This window comes from Nonomuraea sp. NPDC059007, assembly GCF_042740555.1.
In the GTDB taxonomy this organism is placed as follows: domain Bacteria; phylum Actinomycetota; class Actinomycetes; order Streptosporangiales; family Streptosporangiaceae; genus Nonomuraea.
The window spans coordinates 119,047-138,430 of record NZ_JBHYJD010000013.1; the positions used below are offsets into that span (position 1 = coordinate 119,047).

The window sequence follows — 19,384 nt, forward strand, 5'->3', positions numbered from 1 at the left end:
TTCGAGATATGAAAACAATCGTGTTCGCGGGGGCCCTGCTGGCCTCCACGGCCGTCCTCACCGGCTGCGGGCTGGCGAGCATTGGGGGGCCCACCGAGGAGAGCGTCGTCAACTACGACGTCAACGACAAGGTCGCGCTCCTGGATGTCAACTCGGGATCCGGCGACATCGTCATCACCGAGAGTGAACGGTCGGGCATCCGCGTCACGGAGACCCTCCAGTGGCGCAACAACAAGCCGCAGGCCGAGCACAAGGTCGAGGGCGACACGCTCCGCGTCACGTACGACTGCAAGGGCGGCTTCGGCTCCTGCAGCGTCAGCTACAAGATCGAAGTGCCCAAGGGCCTGAAGGTCAAGGCCGACGCCGGCTCCGGCACCATCACGCTGCGCAACCTCACCGGAGAGCTCGAGGCCTCCGCCGGTTCCGGCGACATCGAAGCCTCCTCCCTCGGCGGCAAGAAGGTCCTCGCCGACGCGGGTTCCGGCAGCATCGACCTCAAGTACGCCAGCGCGCCCGCCGACGTCACCCTCGAAGCCGGTTCCGGCGACGTCACGCTGACCCTGCCCGGCGGCTCCTACAACGTCAAAGCCAACGCCGACTCCGGAGACTCCAAGGTCGAGGTCACCAACGACCCGAACGCCGCCAACCGCGTGACCATCGACGCCGGATCGGGGAACATCAACGTCGTACCCGGATAACCAGGTGATGGCCGTGGGGATGTCGTGCCACCATCTGGGGAAGACACCACGGTGTCCGGACGTTCCCTAATAGAGATGACACGAATGCAGAAATACTCCACGCTCGACCAGATCGAGACCGGCGAGATGGACCTCGAAGAGCGCCACGCGCTCCGCCGCGTAGCGGGCCTTTCCACCGAACTCCAGGACGTCACCGAGGTCGAATACCGCCAGCTCCGTCTCGAGCGGGTGGTCCTCGTGGGCGTCTGGACCTCTGGTACATCGAGCGATGCCGAAAACTCCCTGCTGGAGCTCAAGCTTCTGGCCGAAACCGCGGGATCCGAGGTGCTCGAGGGCCTCATCCAGCGGCGGCAGAAGCCGGACCCGGCGACCTACATCGGCTCCGGCAAGGCGCTGGAGCTGCGCGACATCGTCGACGCCACCGGCGCGGACACGGTGATCTGCGACGGCGAGCTGACCCCGGCCCAGCTGCGCGAGCTCGAAGAGGTCGTCAAGGTGAAGGTCGTCGACCGGACGATGCTGATCCTCGACATCTTCGCCCAGCACGCGCAGAGCCGGGAGGGCAAGGCCCAGGTCGAGCTCGCCCAGCTGCAGTACCTCATGCCGCGCCTGCGCGGCTGGGGTGGCAACCTGTCCCGTCAGGTCGGCGGCCGTTCCTCCAACGGCGTCGGCGTCGGCGGTCGCGGACCCGGTGAGACGAAGATCGAGCTCGACCGGCGGCGCATCCGCGAGCGGATGTCGAAGCTGCGCAAGCAGATCTCCGGCATGTCCACCTCGCGCGAGGTCATGCGCCACCAGCGCCAGCGCCGCGAGGTGCCGGCCGTGGCCATCGCCGGCTACACCAACGCGGGCAAGTCCTCGCTGCTCAACCGCATCACCGGTGCGGGCGTACTGGTCGAGGACGCGCTGTTCGCCACCCTGGACCCGACCGTGCGCAAGTCGCGCACGCCGGACGGGCGGCTGTTCACGATCGCCGACACCGTCGGGTTCGTGCGCCACCTGCCGCACCAGCTGGTGGAGGCGTTCCGGTCCACGCTGGAGGAGGTCGCCGACGCTGACCTGATCCTCCATGTGGTGGACGGCTCGCATCCCGACCCCGAGGGGCAGATCGCGGCGGTTCGCGAGGTCTTCTCCACCATCGAGGGCGCGCTCGACGTGGCCGAGGTCGTGGTGATCAACAAGGCCGACGCCGCCGACCAGGAAGTGATCGACCGCATCATGCGGCGCGAGCGCAACAGCATCGTCGTCTCCGCGCGGACCGGCGCGGGCCTGCCCGAGCTCATGGAGCTCATCGAACGGCAGCTGCCCCGCCTGGACCACGAGGTGCGCCTGCTGGTCCCCTATGACAGGGGAGACCTGGTCTCGCGGGCCCACGAGGAGGGCGAGGTCGTCTCCGTCGAGCACGTCGAGGACGGCACGATCCTGCACGCCTGGGTGCTGTCGAGCCTCTTCCACGAGCTGGAGAAGGTCGCCAAGCCGGTCGAACGGGTCTGATCTCCATTTTCATCTGTACGGCTATCGCTATCTCGATTGGGTGAATGCCCAGCGTATGGCGGTAGCCGTACATCTTAAATCCTGACAAATGCGACAGTGGCCTTGATGTGCCTGGGATTGCTACCATTGGCCAAGCCTCAGGACAGCAAAGGGCACGGGTTGCGGATGATGGCTGCTGCGGGACGAGACGCATGCAGGGGGCGCTGTGACGATTGTGATTTCTTCCGAATAACCCTGTACAGTCGGCCGACCTGTGAAATAACGTAACTGAACTGAAATCGCCGGATCATGCGTCCGGCGATACGGTCACCGCACATCATTGGCGGATGAGAGCAGGAGACCCCATGTCGTCCGGACCCGGACTGGACTCAGTGGGCGCGGCGGGAGCCGTGCGCTCTGTTTCGCGTCCGTGCGTGGCGGTGATGCGGTGACCGTTCGCCTGCTGACCAACATCGGCCGCCTCTGGACCGGCAACGAGGTCCTGAGCAACGCGGCCATCCTCGTGCACAACGACCGCATCGCCTGGGTCGGCCGCGCGCCGGACCTGCCGCAGAGCGTGCCCGGCGTCGTCGACGACATCGTCGACGTCGACCACGTGGAGAACCTCGGCGGCGCCCTCGTCACTCCCGGCCTCATCGACGCGCACACCCACCCCGTCTACGCCGGCAACCGCTACGCCGAACTGGCCATCCGCACCGGCGGCTCCACCTCCTCGGCGATCACCGCCGCGGGCGGCGGCGTGGGCTCCACCGTCACCGTGACCCGCGGCACCGACCCGTGGACCCTCTGCAACGGCGTGCGCGAACGTCTTCGCGCCTGGCTGCTCAGCGGCACGACCACCGTCGAGGCCAAGACCGGCTACCACCTGACGCGCGACGGCGAACTCGCCGACGTGCGGCTCCTGCGCGAGCTGGAGAAGGAGCCGATGATGCCGCGGGTGCACGTCACCTTCCTCGCGGCCCACGTGGTCCCGCCCGAGTACTTCGGCCGCCAGCGCGAGTACGTCGAGGCCGTGGGCGCCTGGTGCGCCGACGCGGCCGCCGCCGGAGCCGACAGCGTCGACGTCTACTGCGACGAAGGCCACTTCACCACCGAGGAATCCCGCTGGGTCCTCGCCTCCGGCCGCAACGTCGGCCTGCTGCCGCGCATCCACGCCGGCCTGTTCAGCCGCCGCGGCGCCGTCCAGCTGGCCGCCGAACTCGGCTGCGCCTCCGCCGACGGCCTCCACCACACCTCCGACGAGGACCTCGCCATCCTCTCCCGGTACGGCGTGCCCGCCGTCGTCTGCCCGGCCACCGCGCTCCAGCGTGGCAACCTCCCGCCGGTGCGCAAGATGATCAAGCACGGCGTGATCGTCGCCCTCGGCAGCGACCACAACCCCGGCTACTGCGGCATCACCTCGATGTCCCAGGTCATCGCGATGGCCGTCGCCGCCTTCGGCATGAGCGTCAACGACGCCCTGCGCGCCGCGACGCTCGGTGGCGCCACCGTCCTGGGCGCGCCCGACCGCGGCGTGCTCGCTCCCGGCCGCCTGGCCGACATCGTCCAGTGGGACGCCGACCACGAAGGCGCCTTCGCCTGGTCCTTCGGACTCAAGCCGCGCCGCGTCTGGCGGGGTGGCACCCCCGTTCAGTAGTTAATCTCGGGGTATGCCGCCTTCGGTCGCCGTTGTCACGGACTCCACCGCCTACCTGCCCGCCGTCGAAGGTGTCACGGTCGTCCCCCTTTCGGTACTCGCCGGCGGAACGGCCCACGACGAACCCGGCTTCACCGGCGACCTCGCCACGGTCACGACCTCGCAGCCGTCACCTGCACGGTTCGCCGCCTGCTACCGCACGCTCGCGGCGGCCGGCCATACCGCGATCGTCTCCATCCACCTGTCCGCCGAACTGTCCGGAACCGTCGGCGCCGCCGAACTGGCCGCCTCGAATGCCGGATTACCGGTCGAGGTCGTGGACAGCCGGTCGCTCGCCATGGGCCTCGGATACCCGGTCCTGGCCGCCGCCCGCGCCGCCGCCCAGGGCGCCCCGCTCGCCACGGTGGCCGAAGCCGCCCGCACCAGCGCCGCCGCCACCCGTACGTTCTTCTACGTCGACACCCTCGACCAACTCCACCGCAGCGGCCGGGTCAGCGCCGCCGCCACCCTGTTCGGCTCCGCCCTCATGATCAAACCCCTGCTCCACATCAAGGACGGCACCATCCAGCCCCTGGAAAAGGTCCGCACGGCTACCCGGGCGGTGGCCCGCATGGAAGACCTCGCAGTGGAGGCTGCCTCCTCGTCACCGGTAGACCTGGCAGTCCAACACTTGTCCGCCCCGGACCGCGCCCACGCATTGGCCGACCGCCTCCGCAAACGCCTGCCGGGACTGCGCGAACTCACCTTGGTCGAGGTGGGCGCCGTCGTGGGTGCCCACGTAGGCCCCGGCATGCTCGGCATCACCCTAACCCCCGCCTAACCACCCTGGCCCCACGCCCCGTCCGCCGTCCCAGCACCCTGGCGCCCACAACCTGTCCGCCTCGGTGCCCTGGCCCGCGACCCGTCTGCCCCCTGCGCCCACGGCCCGCGGCCCGTCTGTCGCCCCAGCGCCCTGGCCCGCGACGTGTCTGTCTTGGTGCCCCTGGCCCGCGACCCGTCTGTCCCTGTGCCTTTGCCCGCGGCCCGTCTGCCCGGGTGCCGTTGTGGGCCGCGCTTTCTGCCCTTCAGCGGCGATCCGGCCTGCGTTCGGCTCTCTGCCTGTCCCTGGCGCCCACCCCGTGGCTGGTCAGGAGAGCGATCCCCCCATCGGGATGCCTGGTTCTTGGGCGTCAACACCCCTGCGCGTCAGCGGTGGGTTCTTGGGCGTCAACCTCTCTGCGCGACAGGCGGCGGCTCTGGGGGTGTCAGCGTCCCGTGCGGTTGGCCACGATGGTCTGGACGGCGCGTTCGAGTGCGTAGCCCGGGTCGGCGCCACCACCCTTGACCTGCTCGTCGGCCACCGCCACCGCCTGGAGCGCCCGTGACAACCCCTCCGGCCCCCAGCCGTTGAGCTGGCGGCGTACCCGATCGACCTTCCACGGCGGCATCCCCAGGTGACCGGCCAGCTGACCACCGCGAAGGTTGCGGGGCGCCCCGCCCACCTTGGCCAGCGACCGCAGGCCGCCCGCCATCGCGCTGACCAGCAGCACCGGCGCCACGCCCGTGCCCAGCGCCCAGCGCAACTGCTCCAGCGCGTCCCCCAGCCGCCCCTCCACGGCCGAGTCCGCCACATTGAACCCCGTGACCTCCGCCCGCCCCTTGTGATAGCGCGCGACCGCCGCCAGGGTGATGGTCTTCTCCTGCGTGTCGAACGCCAGCTGACTACACGCGGCAGCCAGTTCACGAAGATCATTGCCTACGGCTTCGAGGAGCGCCTGCGCCGCATCACCGGCGATGGCGCGCTTCGCCCGCTTCACCTCGGTCTTGATGAAGTCGAGCCGTTCGGCGGGCTTGGTGAGCTTGCTGACGGTGACAACGTTCACCCGAGCCTTCTTCAGCCCGTCGACCAGTGCCTTCCCCTTGACCCCACCCGGATGCATCAGCACCAGCACCGTGTCATCGGAAGGCCGCCCCGCATAGGCCAGAACCTCGGCGATCACATCCTTGCCGAGATCCTGCGCCGACCGGATCACCACCACCGACCGGTCCCCGAACAAGGACGGTGAGGCCAACTGCGTCAGCTCCCCCTGAGCCACCTTGGACCCGACCAGATCGTGCACCTCCGCCCCGGCATCGGCAGCACGCGCGATGGCGACAACCTCGCCAACGGCCCGCTCAGCCAGCAGCTCCTCGTCGCCTACGACCAGGGTCACGAGTGGTGGATCGGTTGCGGCCATGTCGAGCAGCATGCCACGTCCCAACGACAACCCGGAACTCAATCCACCACCCACCAGATCGACCCGCCACCCCCACCCACAGCCAAGCCCGAGGACACCCCCACGGCACCCGAAACCGCCGGGACTGTAAAACTAACGGCCGATCTGATGATCAAGGAAGAGACGCTCGAGGTCCAAGACCGCCGTGGAGTCGCTGTCCATGAACGAACTGCCTGCCGAGCCGAACCGCCAAGTAGGCGGGCTGGAAGGAGTGAGGGGTGGGCGGTGAGGTGGTTAACGCGTGGGGCGACGGAGAGTGGGGCGACGGAGAGTGGGGTGGTGCGTGCTGGAGAGGCGCGGGGATGCGGGAGTGGGCGGGTTGGGGGGTTGGGGGGTTTGCTGGGCGGTATGGGCTAGTTGCGGGGGGTGATGGACAGGGTGGCGTTGTGGTCGGTTATGGCTAGGTCGCCGGACTGGTCGGTGCGGTAGACGCGGGTGCCGGAGCGGTGGAGGAGGGCCAGCGTTGCCGGTGCGGGGTGGCCGTAGGTGTTGTCGGAGCCGACGCTGATCAGGGCTGCTCGGGCGCCGACCGCGGAGAAGAAGGCGGGGTCCTGGCGGGCGGAGCCGTGGTGGGGGACCTTCAGGATGTCGGCTGCCGGGGAGGTGGTTCGCAGGAGGTCGGATTGGGCTTCGGTTTCTATGTCGCCGCTCAGGAGGATGGAGCCTGCGTGCCAGCGGACGCGGAGTACGACGCTGGTGTTGTTGATCTCGCTGCCCTCGGTTCCGGTGTGTGCTGTCGGGGGTGTCGCGGGTGGGGCCAGGACGGTGAGTTCGGAGGGGCCGAAGGTCCATTGGGCGCCGGGGGTGGCTGTCCATTGGGGGATGTGGTGGGTTGCGAAAGTCCGGGTGATGGGGGCTGGGGTGGCGGGGTGGTTGGTCAGTAGGGCGGCGCCTATGCGGCGGTTCTTCAGGGCTCCGGTCAGGCCGCCGATGTGGTCGGCGTGGGGGTGGGTCAGGATGATCAACGGGATCTCGCGGATGCCCAGGTCGCGTAGGCAGCGATCCATGGGGGTTGGGTCGGGGCCGGTGTCTACTACGACTGCCCTGCCTGGGCCTGCGGCGATGGCCATGCCGTCGCCCTGACCTACGTCGCACATCACCATGAGCCATCTGCGTGGCGGCCACGGGGACAGGGCGGGTGGGAGGACCATGGCGGCGATCAAGATGCCCGCCAGCACAGCCAGGGTGACGGCTCGGCATCGGGGATGACGGAGCAGGGGTACGGCGACTGCCACCGCCACCGCCAGGAGTGCCAAGCCGAGCAGGCCGCCTGGCCACGGGATGGTGGCGAACGGCAGGCCCGCCGCCCACTGTGCGACGGTGATGATCCAGCCCACGGCGTATCCGGCCGGAATCAGCAGAATCCGCGCCGCCTCGACGCTGATCGGGGCCACGACGGATGCGGCGAACCCCAGGAGCGTCGCCGGGGCCACTGCGGGGCCGGCCAGGAGATTGGCGATCACCGCGACCGGGGTGACCTGGCCGGACATCAGGACCAGCACGGGTGTCACGGCGAACTGCGCGGCGGCCGGTACCGCGATCGCCTCCGCCAGCCACCTGGGCAGGGCCCGCCGCGGCCTGAGGAGGCTTGTTGCCGCCTGGGCGACGGATGATCTTGGGCGTGGGTGGTGTCGCTTGCGTGTGCTTCGGGTCTGAGGGGCTTCCGTGATGAGGGCGAGGGACGCGGCCGGACGTGCGGTGAGGGGTTGTGCGGTGGTGATCGGTTCTGTGGCGGCTGGCCTTGTAGTGGGGGGTTGTGCGGTGGTGACTGGTTCTGTGGCGGCGGGTCCTGTGGTGGGGGGTTGTGTGGCGGGGAGCCCTGTGGTGAGGGGCCCTGTCGTCAGGGGCTCTGTGGTGGTGCGGGGTTCGCTGGGGGTGAGGGTGAGCTGGAGATTGGCGGGGGTGGGCTTGGGGCGGGTCTGGGGGTGGGGGTTTGGTGGGGTGGGTTGGGGTTGGGATAGGTGGTCGCGCCATTTGGGGGCCAGGAGGAGGATGCCGGCGGTGGCGGTTACGGAGAGGGCGAAGCCGTAGGAGCGGGCCAGGTCTGGGGAGAAGAGGATGAGGAAGAGGACGGAGATTGACAGGGCGGCCATGCCGTGGCGGGGGCGGCCGGTGGCCAGGGCCAAGGCGGCTGCCAGTCCCATTGCCAGGGCTCTTAGGACGCTGGGGGAGGGGCGGGCCACTACCGCGAAGGCGATCATGGCGGTTGCGGCCAGGATTGCTCTTACCGGTAGGGGGAGGCCGGTTAGGCGGGACAGGGCCAGGGCCGCGCCGGCGATGATGGCGAGGTTGGCGCCGGATACGGCGGTCAGGTGCGTTAGGCCTGCTTCTTTGAAGTCGGCGGTTACCTGGGGGTCCATGCGGGAGGTGTCGCCCACTACCAGGGCGGGGAGCAGGCCGCGTTGGTCTTCGGGGAAGGGGTCGGCGGCTGCTCTCAGGCCGGAGCGCAGGGCTCCGGCGGCGGTTTGGATCCATGAGGGGGTGCCCAGCGGTTGGGGGGTGCCCTTTACCAGTAGGAGGGCGGCGGTCAGGTCGGACGGGTCGGCGGGGGCCAGTTTGGCGGTGATCTTCAGGCGTTGGCTGGGGAGGAGGGTTCGCCAGTGTGGGCCTGTGGCGAAGAGGGTTACCGGGGTGCTCAGGGTTAGGTGGGTGGTGGGGGTTTGCAGGAGTTCTAGGCGGGCTTCGGCTACTACGCTTTCGCCGGGGAAGCGGGGGTTCCTTCGGGTTCGGGGGTCGTTGGTGAGGACTACCTCGGCTGTTGCGGTTATGCCTTTTCTGGCCAGGTCTGGGATGGGGCCTGTGGATACCGCGTGGGTGTGGAAGGCCACTGTGGCGGCTGCCGCCGCGGTGCAGGCGGCTATGGACACTGCGGTGCCTCGCCACGGGGGTGTGGCGTAGAGCGTTGCGGTGGCCAGTGCGGCTACTGCCGCGCAGATGAAGCTGACCTCTGCCGGAGCGCCCAAGAGGATCAGGGCGGTGGCCCAGGCGGCCAGGGCGGGGAAGACGGTGGGGCTATACGCGGACTCGGTCCTTGAGCTCTTCATACTTGCGCGGGCCTATGCCTGTCACCTCCTTGAGCTGGTCGACGCTGGTGAAACCGCCGTGTGTGTCGCGGAACTCGGCTATGCGGGTGGCCAGGACCTCGCCTACGCCTGGTAACTGCTCCAGTTGGATGGGGGTGGCGGTGTTGAGGTCGACGATCGACGTTGTGGGGTCTGAGGCCAGGGCTGCCGCCGCCTCGGGGGTGCCTACGGCTATCTGTTCGCCGTCTATCAGGCGGCGGGCGAGGTTGAGGGGGCTTGGGTCAGTGCCTCTTCGCAGGCCTCCGGCGGCGGTCAGGGCGTCGGTGACGCGGGAGCCGGTGGGGAGGCGGTAGACGCCTGGGGTGCGTACTTTGCCGGTGACGTGGATGGTTACCGAGGCGGTCGGGCGTGGGGTGGTCGCCGCTGGGGGTGGTGGTGGGAGTGGGGCGGGGGTGGGGGCCGAGCGCCAGAAGGTGAACGCGGCTACCGCTGCCGCCAGGGCGCCTACGGCTATGAGGACGCGTACGCCTGTGCGGGTGGGGGCTTGGGCGGCTACTGCTGCGCGGAAGGCCTCGAAGGTGGGAGGGAGGTTGGGGGTGCGCTCGCCTGTCCCTGGATGGGTGATCGATCGCAGCCTCGCCTCGGCTATGGCCTGCTCGCTGGTGGGATCGGGGGAGCGCACGGCAGTGACGGTACGGCGGGGCGGGGTGAGGGGGATCGGGCGAACGGGGTTCTGGGGATAAGGCGGGGGCTGTGGACAACCCGCCAACCCGCCACACGGGTTAGCGGGCCAGGAGGGGGCCTTAAGGGCTTGCTGGGGCGATGCGGGCCACAAGGCTCGGGGCCGTGGGAGGGGCCCAGAGGGTTTGCGGGCCAAGGAGGCCGTGAGGCTGGCGGGCCAATGGGCTGGTGTGGTCGGGGGCGAGCGCGGGCCCCGCGTGCCGTGGCAGGGCGGGCATGCGCGGGCGGGCGAAGGGCGGTGGGAGGCGAACGCCGGTGAGGGCCGAAGGCTGGTGGAGGCGAACGCCGGTGAGGGCCGAAGGCAGGTGGAGGCGAAGGCCCGTGGGGGCGCGAACACGCGTGGGGCGCGAGGGCTGGTGGGGGTGAACGGCCGTGGGGGGTGGAGGTTAGTGGGGGGATTCGACGTTGTGGAGGAGTTGCTTCAGCAGCGCGTCCAGCATCACCCGATCCTCAAGCGAAAGCGCCGAGATCATCCCCGACTCCACCTCAGCCCGGATCTCCATCGCCTCGGTCCACAAGTCACGCCCCCGCCCGGTCAGCTCCACATCCACCCGCCGCCGGTCATCACTGCTCCGCACCCTCCGGATCAGCCCCGAGCGTTCGAGCGTGTCGAGCCGTCCCGTCATCCCCGCCGGTGACAGCAGCAGCTCCGCCGCCAGCACGGAGGGCGTGGCGCTCCCCGAGTGCGCGGCCAGCCGGTGCAGCGTCTCGAACTCGAAGTCCTGCATCCCCACCTCGGCCAGCGCCGCCGCCTTCGTCTGGTGGAGGTGCTTGACCAGCATCTGCATCCGGGTCACCACCCCCTCGACGAGCTCGTCGTAGGGGGCCTTGCCGCGCCAGCGGGCCAGGTGACGGTCGACGGAGTCTTCCACGATTGGATCATACGCCACTAAGTATTTTGTTGACGAAACATTCGCCAGCGAAATACCATCCGAGGCCATGACGAACCGCCTGCTGGCCGGGCGCGCGCTGTCCGCCCTCGCCACCGCCTTGATCCCCACCACCCTCACCCTCGCCGTCCTGCGCACCACCGGCTCCGGCGCCGACCTCGGGCTGGTGCTGGCCGCCGAACTCGTCCCCCTGCTGCTGTTCCTGCCGATCGGCGGGGTGCTCGCCGACCGCATGAGGCCGGAGCGGGTGGCGCTGGCCGCGGATCTGGCCCGGTGCCTCACTCAGGTCGGCATCGGCGTGGAACTGCTGCTCGGCGTGAACCGGATCCTCGATCTGGCCGTCCTCTCGGCCGCGGCGGGGGTGGCGATCGCGTTCGGGATGCCGGCCGTACCCCGGCTGGTGGCGGCGGTCGTGCCCGAGCGGGACCGGTTGCGCGTCAACGCGCGCATCGGAGTGGCGACGAGCCTGTCGGCGGTGGTGGCGCCAGCGCTCGCGGGCGGGGTGGTGCTCGTGGCGGGTCCCGGCTGGGCGGCGCTGCTGACCGGGCTGCTGTTCGCGTGCTCGGCACTCACCCTCGGCTCAGTCCGTACGGCAAGCCCGCCCCACCCCGCCCACCGCCGCACCTTCGGCGCCGACCTGCGCGAGGGCTGGCAGGAGGTCAGGCGGCGCCCCTGGTTCCTGACCAGCGTGCTCGGCCACGGCGTCTGGCACTTCGCCGCTGGCCTCTTCCTGACCCTGGGCCCGCTGGCCGTCACGGGCACGGCCGGTGAGGCCGGTTGGGTGCTGATCGTGCAGTGCGGCACCGTCGGCCTGGTCGCGGGCGTGTTCGCCGCCCCCAGGCTGCCCATCCGCCGCCCGCTGGTGGTGGTCCAGGTGAGCGCGGCCCTGTACGTGCTGCCGATGGCCGCGCTGGCGTTCGCCGCCCCGGTCTGGGTGCTGGCGGGGGCCTATCTGGTGGCGATGTTCGGGCTGGGCCTGCTGAGCCCGCTGTGGGAGACGGTGGTGGCCGGGGAGATCCCGCAGGCGGCGCTGGGGCGGGTGCGGTCGTTCGACCAGCTGATCTCGTTCGCCTCGCGGCCGTTCGGGCTGGCCGTGGCGGTGCCGCTGGCCGGGGTGACCGGCGGCACGGGGCTGCTGCTGACGGCGGGGGTGCTGGTGGTGGCGGCCAACCTCGCCGCCCTGGTCAGGACTCCTGCAGCAGCGCCGCTTCCTGAACCACACCGTCGCTGATCTCCAGCACCCGGTCGGCCAGCGTGATCAGGCTCGGGTCGTGGGTGGCGACCAGCGCGGTCACGCCCTCGCTGCGTACCAGCGCCCGGATGAGCTGCATGATCTGGCGGCCGGTCTGGGAGTCGAGCTGGCCGGTCGGCTCGTCGGCGATGAGCAGCCTCGGCCGGTTGGCCAGGGAACGCGCGATCGCGACGCGCTGGCGCTGGCCGCCGGACAGTTCGTAGGGGCGCTGGTTGACGTGTTGTTCGAGGCCGACGAGGGCCAGCAGCATGCGTACCCGCTTCTCGCGCTCTTCCACGGGCGTGCGCGCGAGGCGCATGGGCACGCCGACGTTCTCGGCCGCCGACAGCACCGGGATGAGGCCGAAGGACTGGAAGACGAAGCCGACGGTGTCGCGCCGCAGCGCCAGCAGGGAGTCCTCGCTCATCGCGGTGACCTCCTCGCCCGCCACGATGACCCGGCCGGCGTCGGGACGGTCCAGGCCGCCGATCTGGTTCAGGAGCGTGGTCTTGCCGGAGCCCGACCGGCCGCGGATGGCGATCAGCTCGCCGGGGAAGGCCTGGAAGGACACCTCGCGCAGGGCCACGACCTCCTTGGGGCCCGTCCGGTAGACCTTGCGCAGCCCGTCGACGACGACCAGGGGCTCACTCACCGTTGCTCTCCTCTCGCGCGGGCCATACGCCGATGTGGTCGGACTCGAGTTCGAGCCGTACGCGCCGCTCCAGCTCCAGGGCGTTCATGAAGTCGCGGGGCAGTTGGAGGCGGCCGACGCGGTCGAGGACGGCGTACTCCTCGGCGACGATCTGACCCTCGGCGCCCTCGCGGCGCAGCGTCTCGCTGGAGGTGCGGCCGTCGCGGATGCCGATCGTGCGGTCCACCTGCTCGGAGACGAGCGGGTCGTGGGTGACGATGACGACGGTGACGCCGAGTTCGCGGTTGGCCTTGCGCAGCGCGTGGAAGACCTCCTCGGAGGTGTCGCTGTCGAGCTCGCCGGTGGGCTCGTCGGCGAGGATCAGCTGCGGGGAGTTGGCCAGCGCCACGGCGATGGCGACGCGCTGCTGCTCGCCGCCGGACATCTCGGACGGCCTGCGGTCGGCGCAGTAGTCGACCCCGAGCAGCGTCAGCAGCTCGGCGGCCCGGCCCCTGCGTGCCTTGCCGGCCAGCTTCATGGGCAGCTCGACGTTCTCCCGTGCGGTCAGGTACGGCAGCAGGTTGCGCGCCGTCTGCTGCCAGATGAAGCCGACGACCTCGCGCCGGTAGCGCAGCCGGTCCTTGGCGGCCATGGACAGCAGGTCGGTGCCGGCCACCTTGGCCAGGCCGGCCGTGGGGACGTCGAGGCCGGACAGCACGTTCAGCAGCGTCGACTTGCCGGAGCCGGAGGCGCCGACGATGGCGACCAGCTCGCCCTTCTGCACCAGCAGGTCCAGGCCCTGCAGGGCGACGACCTCGACACCCTCGGTCTTGTAGATGCGGACGAGGTTGTCACAGACGATGTGCGCGTCACCGCCGAAGGCGGCCTTCTCCTGGCTCGCCTGGGCTTCCAGCTCGGACAGGGTCGGGTTCACGTTCACTCACCCACTCGGAGTACGGAGCCGAGGCTGCGGCGACGGCTGATGGCGGTGTGCGCGTAGGCGCCCAGTACGGCGACGCCGGTCAGCCCGGCGGCCAGGAGTGTAGGTGTCAGCAGGTCGAGGTCGTAGCTCTGGACGTCGAGGTCGCCGGTGTAGGCCGACAGGTCGACGCCGGGGCCGAGCGCGGCGGGCAGGACGAGGCCGAGCGCGAGCCCGGCCAGCGAGGTCAGCACGATCATCGGGGAGATCTCCAGGACGGTCAGCCCCTGTGCCTGGCGTGCCGACAACCCCAGCGTACGCAGGAACGACAGGGCCGCGGCCCGCTCCGCCGCGCTGATCACGAGGGTCACCACGACCGCGACCAGCGCGTACGCCGCCAGCGCCACGGTCACGATCCGCAAGATGGCCAGAACGGTGCCGGTCAGCGCGTCACCGGTGATGGCCGCGCGGGCCTCGGCGGCACCGGATACGGAGATCAGCTTGGCGCTGTCGCCGACGGCTCTGACGGCCTCAGCCCGCACCTGGGCCGGGGAGGCGCTGCCGCTGATGAGCAGGGTGTTGACGTTGACGCGGGTGCCGGCCCGCTGGTTGGTGTCCAGTGGCACGACGAGGAAGCGGCCCTGGCTGAAGAACCCGGGCACCTTCTCGATGACGCCCGCCTCGCGAACCTTCATCCGGCTCTGCCAGCCGACGTCGATGGTGCCGCGGCCCTTCATGGCGGGCGAGACGAGCGCGGGGATGCCGTCTCCGCCGGGCTGGGCTGGCAGGGTGATCGGGGTGTCGGCGATGAGCTTGCTCCACGCGGCCAGGTCGACGGCGAGGATGTCGGCCCGCTCGGCGGTGAACCCGATCTGTACCTTCCCCAGCTGTGCGGGGACGACCTGGTCGACGCCGGGTGTCCTGCCGATCTGGGCGATGGCCTCGTCGGTGAAGATGCCGGAGTACTCGACGCGGATCGGCGCGCCGGCCTTCTGCCACACGGCGACCTCCTGCGTGCGGACGATGCCGCTGGAGATCAGCGAGGCGAACACCGACACGGCCAGCGCGGGCAGCAGGATCAGGACCGGCAGCACGCTGAAGGAGCGGGCGCGGGCCGCCCTGGTCAGGCCCAGGAAGGGTACGGCGGGCCGGGCCCGTGCCGCCAGCCGTACGATGAGGCGCAGGGGATAGGGATAGCAGCGCAGGGTGATCAGCGCGGCGGCCAGCGTCAGCGCGATCGGGACGAACAGCAGGAACGGGTCCTGCCCCTGCGTGGCCACGTCGGTGGTGAGGCCGCGGGTGCGGATCAGGTACGCGCCGACCAGGGCGAGCCCGATGACCAGGACTTCCAGCGTGATCCGCTTGGCCGTCGGCTTGGCGGTGGCCACGTCGCCGCGCCGCTCGTTCAGGGGCGCGCGATGTTCCAGGGCGGCTCGGGCGCAGGCGTAGCCGATGCCGGTGAGCAGCAGCAGCGCGGGGCCGACGTGCACGAGCGCGACGGCGGGTCCCGGTACGAGGTAGGCCAGGCCGTACCCGGCGAGGACGGCCGGCAACAGGGCTGCGGCGGTGAGCCCGCCCGCGGTCGCGATGATCTGGCGCAGCGCGCCGCCGCGCGCCCGCATCAGGCCGAGCGCCTGGTCGATGCGGTCGAGCACGAGCTGCACGCCGAGCACGATGACGCCGAGCGCGACCATGAGCAGCCCGCCCAGCGCCAGGTACATGATCGTCTGCGCGGTGGCCAGCTTGGTGAGGAAGGCGGCGATGAGGTTGGCGAGCTGGGTGTCGAGGCGGTGGGCGAAGTCGCCCTTGGCGTTGAGCGCGAGCGCCTTGTCGTACTCCCTGATGGCGGTCTGCACCGCGACGGGGTCGAGTTTGGCGAGGGCGGCGGTGTCGACGGACAGGACCCAGCGGTAGTCGAGCTGGCGGGCCTGGCCGCTCAGCACGGCCAGCGCGGCGGGGGGGATGAGCGCGGTGACGGACTTCTCGAGGTCCAGCTTGCCCGGCGGCTGCACCTCGTTGACGTTGAGCGCGTCGCCGTTGTGGCTCCACCAGCGGTCGCCGGGGTCGACCGCCTTGAAGATGCCGACCACCTTGATCGCGGCGTAGTCGCTCTCGCCGATGATCTGCCGGGCGCCGATCGTGAGCCCCATCTTCTTGGCCGCGTCGGCGACGACGCCGACCTCGAACAGGGGGATGTCGTTGTTCTCGAAGCGCGTGGTCGAGGGTTTGCCGGGCGCCCGTCCCTCGGTCCACCGCACGCGCCGGTCGGCGTCGGACAGCCAGGCCAGGTTGATGTACCTCATGCCGCCGGTGTTGTGCACCGGGGTGCGCGAGGTCTTGGCGCTCATGTGCGAGGTGCCCGCGCCGGGAGGGCGCACGACGGTCCGCAGCCCGGCCGGGACCAGCTTGCGCAGCTCCACGTCCCAGCGCTCGAACTGCTCGACGGAGCCGATGTCCTGCCGGATCCCGTTGGAGGAGGCGAGCGCGGTCAGGTCGGCCTGCTGCGCGGGGGCGGCGTCGAGATCCTGCGCCATCGCCCGGTTGAAGGCCCCCTGCATCATGCGTGGCATGCCCGCGATGAGCAGGCAGGCGCTCAGGGTGAGGACGGCGAGCATGGCGAGGGCGCCGGGATGCACCCGAGCCAGCCGCAGGGTCTTCATTGGTCCTCCCCGATGCGCAGCACTTGACCGAGACCCTGCCGCCGCATGCTGCGGGCCAGCCCGGCGACGATGGCGAACAACACCACGGCCACCACCACGAGCATGGCCGCCGTGGCCGGCCACGGGATGTCGAGCCGCACGTCCGGCGTGACCGCCGCGGCCTGGCCGGTGAGCACGATGTGCGGCACCACCAGGTATCCGACGGCGACCGCCAGCCCGGTCCCCGCCGCCAGCGACAGCCCGATGACGAACGTCTGCTCGATGGCCAGCAGCCCGAACACCTGACGGAAGCTCACGCCGAGCGCCCGCAGGATGGTGAACTCCGACATCCGCTCGCGCGCCGCCACCGCCGCGTTGACCAGGAAGCCGAGCGCCGCGAAGACCAGCGCCGCCAGGAAGCCGAGGATCAGCGCCCCCTGCAGGCCGCTGCCCAGCGGGTCGTCACGCAGCTCCGTCGCCAGCCGCCGCTGGTCGAGCGCGGTGACGTTCCAGACGGGGTTGGTCCTGATCTTCTCGTACGCGGCGGTGGACGAGCCGCCGGTGTTCAGCCACCATTCGGTCGCCGGCAGCGGGATCTCGCCCGCGCTGAGCGTGCGGTCCTGCAGCGTCTTCAGATCCACGAGTACGGCCGGTTGCTCCGGCGTGGTCGTGGGCATGCGCTCCACCACGCCGGTCAGCTTGACCTCGATGACCTGCCGCTCGAAGGTGATCGGCGCGACCTGGCCGACGTTCAGCTTGAGCGCGGCGGCCAGGTCCGCGGTGAGCACGACGGGCAGCGGCGCGTTGACCGTGGCGCCGGCCGCGCGCGGAGGCAGGAGCATCTTGTCCGGGTCCACGCCCGGGGGCGCCGGCATCACGACCGCGCCCTCGCGGCCGGACTCGATGGTGAACAGCCCTTCTCGGCCGGCCGGGTCCGCGCCCGCCCAGCGCAGGCCGCCGGGCACGCTCACCTCCCGGCCGTCGGCGCGCAGCGCGAGCACGCGGGCCTCGCGGTCGGTCTCGCTGACTCCGGAGATGAAGCCCTCGACGGCCAGCGGGTAGCTGACCTTCCCGCCGCGGCCGGTCAGGGCGGTGAGGTCGAGGGTGGCCTGCCGTACGGTCTTGGCGACCGCCTCGACGGGCAGCGCGTGGCGTACGCCGAGCGCGTCGGAGAGCACGACCTGCAAGGGGACGGCTCCGAAGGGCGCCTGTACGTCCACGGTCAGTGTGCGCGGGGTGCCGGGCAGCGTGACCGGAGCGGTCTTGGGCCGGCCGGCGGTCAGCCCGGCGCCGAGCTCGGCGACCGTCTGGGCGGACAGGTCGGAGCGCAGCTGGAAGACCTGGCCGAGCTTGGCGGCGTCGATGGCGATCAGGCTGACGAACGCGTTGTCGACGTCGGCGCGTCCCCGGTAGGCGGGGGCGGCGGCCCGTACGCCGGGCAGCGTGCTGAAGGCGGTGCCCCTGCCGAGGGTGCCGAGCTCACCGCCGTCCGGCGGGCCGGTCAGCCGCAGGTCCGCGCCCGCCTGGTGGCGGGCCTGGTCGCTCTGCGAGGCGCGCCAGGTGGAGGCGGTGGCCATCGAGACGATGCCGATGGCGATCGCCATGGTCAGCAGCAGCGCCGGTCCCGAGTAGCGCAGCGGCCGCCTGGCCACCTGCCAGGCGCCCAGCGCGGGCGCGAGACTGGCCCGCTTGGTGGTGAACCGTTCGGCGATCTTGGAGATGCGGGGGACCAGGCGCAGGCCGAGCATGCCGCCGGTGAGCAACGCCAGGGCGGGGCCGGAGATGATCAGCGGGTCGATGCCCAGTTCGCCGGTGGTGGTCGAGGTCACCGGCGCGCCGTAGTGCTGCAGCTGCCAGATCGCCAGCCCGGCCACGACCAGCAGCGCCAGGTCGGCGCCCGCGCGCTCGATCAGGCCGCGGGCGCCGCTGCGGCCGCGTGCCGACTGTTCCTCCACATAGGTACGGCGGGCCCCGGCGAGGGCGGGCAGCGCCAGGAGCACCGCCGACACGAGCGCCACGGAGGTGGAGACCAGGAAGGTGCCGAGGTCGGCGACGGGCGCCAGCCGTACACCCGAGGCCTGGATCCACGGCAGCGTGTTGACCGCGGCCAGCAGCGGCGGGCCGAGGAACGGCGCGATGACCGCGCACGGGACGGCCACCAGCAGCGCCTCGCCGCCGGCCAGGGAGGCCAGGCGCCAGGTGCCGGCGCCGCGCGAGCGCAGGAGCGCGACCTCCATACGCCGGTGGTCGGCCAGCAGGCGGGCGGTGAGCATGAGCGCGTACGCGGCCAGGAGCAGCAGTTGCAGGACCGGGATGAGCATGGTCGAGCGCGAGACAAGGGCGGCGGTGTCGAGCTGGGTGAGCACGCCGTTGAGCCGGCTGATGGCGGTGCACTCGGAGCAGCCGTTCGAGCGGAGCCGTTCGCGCAGGCCGCTGACGCCGTCGGCCAGCGGGCGCAGTTGCTCGGGGGAGACCTGGCGCAGGTCGGGCAGCGCGGTCCAGGTGGTGCTGACGGTGGTGGCGAAGTGGGTGAGGAAGGTGTCCCGGCCGACCATGAGCGGGCCGTAGGTGGTGTAGGAGCCGGTCTCGACGCCGCGGCTGAGCAGGGGTTCGCCGCTCCAGCGGTCGCCGAAGGGGTCGTCGAGCTGGAAGATGCCGACGATCTTCACCTGGCGGGTCTTCTTGTCCACGCGGCCCTGGGTGGTGATGACCTGGCCGACCTTGAACGAGGTGGCCGAGGCGGCGGGCTGCGAGACGACGGCCTCCAGCGGCTGCGCGCCGTCGCGCGGCCAGACGCCGGAGACGAGTTTGGCCTGCCGGTCGAGGCCGTCGTAGCTGCCGAACCTGAGCAGTTCCGGGCGCTCCTTGCGCTCCTGGCCGGGCATGGCGAAGGAGTCGGAGTGGAAGCTGGCGCCGATCGCCGTCGGCACCCCGGTGAAGAGCTTGCCCACCTGCTCGCGGATGACCTGGTCCAGCTTCGGGAAGGTCTCGCCCTTGACCGGAACGGTCACCGTGACGGCGGTGTTGCCGAAGGAGGCCGTCTCCATGGTGCGCCGGACGCCGACGTCGGCGATGGAGGAGGCGTACATGGTCAGGGCCACGAGCGTGGTGGTGGCCAGCAGGATGGAGCCGAGGGCGGCGAGGAGAAGGAGCGGTTCACTGAACGCCCGCTTGACGATCAACGGCCCCCGCATATGACCCCCTTCACCCGTTTAGTGAACTTTTGA

13 protein-coding genes are annotated in these 19,384 nt (G+C 70.8%); 5 read left to right on the forward strand and 8 right to left on the reverse strand.

The window, feature by feature from the left end; genetic code table 11:
• The first annotated feature begins 8 nt into the window (after positions 1-8).
• From ACFWY5_RS22945 to ACFWY5_RS22960, 4 genes are all read left to right on the forward strand, one after another.
• Positions 9-698 (forward strand): DUF4097 family beta strand repeat-containing protein, encoded by a 690-nt coding sequence (locus ACFWY5_RS22945; protein WP_379634146.1) that lies wholly within the window; start codon positions 9-11, stop codon positions 696-698.
• A 75-nt stretch (positions 699-773) separates the two neighbouring features.
• Entirely contained in the window at positions 774-2,192 is a 1,419-nt protein-coding gene (gene hflX / locus ACFWY5_RS22950) for a GTPase HflX (RefSeq protein ID WP_379616553.1), read from the forward strand.
• 427 nt (positions 2,193-2,619) lie between these two features.
• Positions 2,620-3,828 carry an imidazolonepropionase gene (gene hutI / locus ACFWY5_RS22955; RefSeq protein ID WP_379616555.1) on the forward strand — a complete coding sequence of 403 codons (1,209 nt, stop codon included), beginning with the start codon at positions 2,620-2,622 and terminating at the stop codon, positions 3,826-3,828.
• A 13-nt stretch (positions 3,829-3,841) separates the two neighbouring features.
• Positions 3,842-4,648, forward strand: coding sequence for a DegV family protein (locus ACFWY5_RS22960; protein ID WP_379616557.1), 807 nt, complete (start codon positions 3,842-3,844; stop codon positions 4,646-4,648).
• Positions 4,649-5,072: 424 nt separating this feature from the next.
• Here ACFWY5_RS22960 and holA read toward each other — a convergent pair whose 3' ends face one another.
• The 4 genes from holA to ACFWY5_RS22980 all read right to left on the reverse strand — a co-directional run bounded on the left by holA (position 5,073) and on the right by ACFWY5_RS22980 (position 10,719).
• Positions 5,073-6,056, reverse strand: coding sequence for a DNA polymerase III subunit delta (gene holA / locus ACFWY5_RS22965; protein ID WP_379634148.1), 984 nt, complete (start codon positions 6,054-6,056; stop codon positions 5,073-5,075).
• Positions 6,057-6,436: 380 nt separating this feature from the next.
• Positions 6,437-9,127, reverse strand: a complete 2,691-nt coding sequence (locus ACFWY5_RS22970) for a ComEC/Rec2 family competence protein (RefSeq protein ID WP_379634150.1) — start codon at positions 9,125-9,127, stop codon at positions 6,437-6,439.
• Positions 9,096-9,788: a helix-hairpin-helix domain-containing protein gene (locus tag ACFWY5_RS22975; protein WP_379634152.1), complete on the reverse strand. Its 693-nt coding sequence runs from the start codon at positions 9,786-9,788 to the stop codon at positions 9,096-9,098. Before ACFWY5_RS22975 ends, ACFWY5_RS22970 begins: the two co-directional genes overlap by 32 nt.
• Before the next feature lie 445 nt (positions 9,789-10,233).
• Entirely contained in the window at positions 10,234-10,719 is a 486-nt protein-coding gene (locus ACFWY5_RS22980) for a MarR family winged helix-turn-helix transcriptional regulator (protein ID WP_379616566.1), read from the reverse strand.
• 67 nt (positions 10,720-10,786) lie between these two features.
• Between ACFWY5_RS22980 and ACFWY5_RS22985 the strand changes: the two genes are divergently transcribed.
• On the forward strand, positions 10,787-11,968 hold the full coding sequence (locus ACFWY5_RS22985) for an MFS transporter (RefSeq protein WP_379634154.1): 1,182 nt from the start codon (positions 10,787-10,789) through the stop codon (positions 11,966-11,968).
• Here the strand turns inward: ACFWY5_RS22985 and ACFWY5_RS22990 are convergent.
• The 4 genes from ACFWY5_RS22990 to ACFWY5_RS23005 are packed head-to-tail and all read right to left on the reverse strand — an operon-like array spanning position 11,922 to position 19,351.
• A complete protein-coding gene (locus ACFWY5_RS22990) occupies positions 11,922-12,620 on the reverse strand; it encodes an ABC transporter ATP-binding protein (protein WP_379634156.1) in 699 nt (232 codons plus the stop codon). The two genes, ACFWY5_RS22985 and ACFWY5_RS22990, sit on opposite strands and share 47 nt — an antisense overlap.
• On the reverse strand, positions 12,613-13,533 hold the full coding sequence (locus ACFWY5_RS22995) for an ABC transporter ATP-binding protein (protein ID WP_379616572.1): 921 nt from the start codon (positions 13,531-13,533) through the stop codon (positions 12,613-12,615). The genes ACFWY5_RS22990 and ACFWY5_RS22995 overlap by 8 nt, the downstream gene beginning before the upstream one ends.
• 2 nt (positions 13,534-13,535) lie before the next feature.
• A complete protein-coding gene (locus ACFWY5_RS23000; protein ID WP_379634158.1) occupies positions 13,536-16,178 on the reverse strand; it encodes a hypothetical protein in 2,643 nt (880 codons plus the stop codon).
• Positions 16,175-19,351 carry an ABC transporter permease gene (locus ACFWY5_RS23005; RefSeq protein WP_379634160.1) on the reverse strand — a complete coding sequence of 1,059 codons (3,177 nt, stop codon included), beginning with the start codon at positions 19,349-19,351 and terminating at the stop codon, positions 16,175-16,177. The genes ACFWY5_RS23000 and ACFWY5_RS23005 overlap by 4 nt, the downstream gene beginning before the upstream one ends.
• Between the last annotated feature and the right edge of the window lie 33 nt (positions 19,352-19,384).